Source organism: Tannerella forsythia (assembly GCF_003860135.1).
Taxonomy (GTDB): Bacteria; Bacteroidota; Bacteroidia; order Bacteroidales; family Tannerellaceae; genus Tannerella; species Tannerella forsythia_A.
The window spans coordinates 1-1,748 of sequence record NZ_RQYN01000116.1; the positions used below are offsets into that span (position 1 = coordinate 1).

Annotated in this window: 1 protein-coding gene; it reads right to left on the reverse strand. The window is 37.0% G+C overall.

Annotation, left to right across the window (positions count from 1 at the left end; translation table 11 throughout):
• Positions 1-51: 51 nt before the first annotated feature.
• Positions 52-1,389, reverse strand: a complete 1,338-nt coding sequence (locus tag EII41_RS13515; protein WP_124790994.1) for a hypothetical protein — start codon at positions 1,387-1,389, stop codon at positions 52-54.
• Positions 1,390-1,748: the final 359 nt, after the last annotated feature.

Consider the following 1,748-nt stretch of genomic DNA (forward strand, 5'->3'; position numbering starts at 1 on the left):
TGCTTCCACATCTTGGACAATCCATAGTTTTTTTCAGCAAAGATAATAGTACTATATGAATTTAACAATACCCTTTTCTTCGTCGCCGATTTTCTTATTGAAAAAGTCATCCGCTCTTTTTTTGTATTCCGCTTTTCCATAAACATCACTTATCATCGTATATTGATTTTCGGCCACTTTTCGTCCTTTTAAATAGAGTTTTTTCGGATGATTTTTTGCTCCTCCCTGACTCTCTCCGGCATTGACCATGATTAGATATTCTCCCGAAAGATGCTCCGGTTCGAAAGCTAACCCGCCGTCGTAATCATTGAATATTCCAAAATGCAGGTGCTTTGTACCAATGCTTTTCTGCAGATCATTATGTGTACGACTTAACACCTTTTTCTTCTTATCATATATCAAAAAATTGGATGTAGGAAGCATTAATGAACCATGCGTATAACCCACGATCAAGTAACGGGATGTCTCGAAAAAACGAGTGATATATTTGCTACTGTCCGTCCAAATATCATGATAGCCAATCGGGCAGGTATATATGTTTGTGCAATATCGATGTAGCTCCTCCACTTTCTCGCCGGTATATTCAAGTCTTTTTTTAAGAGGAACTTTCGCAAGCTTTTCCTCTATGACAGTGGGCAATAAATTCAACGTAGGCCCATGAATAGCATAGAGCGTATCACTGTAAGGCGCGTGATAGCATAATGCTCCATTACTTCTGAATAAGATACGTTGCCAAGTTCTATTTACGGAATAAACGGATGGAGGAGGGGTAAAACGTTCATCGTTTGCGATTCGATGTACAACCTTTCCTTTCTGATTAACAAAAACAATCTTGTCTCGATTGTTCCCGAAGTTGATATTCGCTATCGCAAATGTGGTATCGTTGACAGCTAAAAATGAATAGCCATAATATCCCAGTTCGGGGAAAGAGGGCGAGTATTTGACTTTTGTTTTCCAAATATGATTTCCGTTCAGGTCATAAGCACAGAGTTCTTTTGTCAGAAATGTATAGGTGTATAACTTCTGTCCGTCGGATGAAACATCGAAACTGCCACTGTAAAGCGGCAGTTTACTTCTTACTTCTCCATTCGCATGAAAGATATAAACATTTCTTATATCGCTCACCAAAATCAAACTGTCGAGGTAATGTAGTTGAAGTACATCTAAATTACTTCCTTTAAGTGAAATATAAAAAAGACTGTCTGCGATATCAGTCAGACGGATACTATCTTTGCTTTCCGGTTTATCGTTCGACAGAACAACGGGAAAGTCATCTGTGAGATAAGGATCTTCTGTTGTCTGAACCTTTCCTGTTTTCGTATGGTTATTACAACAAACAGCTATCAAAATGGAAAGCACAGAAATATACCTATATACATCTTTAATCATGGATCAAAGTAATTATAAAGTAAACTCTGGTTGCAAGTTTAAAATACCGTTTTTATTTACACAATTTTCTCAAGCAAAAAACTCCCCCAAAAGCTTTATTTAAGATTTTCTGCCTGATTTATCTTTTAAATAAAGAAAAGCCTTTCTGTTGATTTTCATCAAGTTTTAAAATATGCCTTATCTTTTTTGTCATCCTCACAATTAATCTTTTTTTAAAAAGACAAATACTAAACGCCCACGATGTGTTCTGTCCTGAAAGAGTTGACTGCTTGCTCTTCCCTCCTCAGGGTTGACGCATTAAAATTGTATTGTGATTAGTTGTTGTGGCTTCATTCGAGCCAGTTTCTTTTGGATACGAG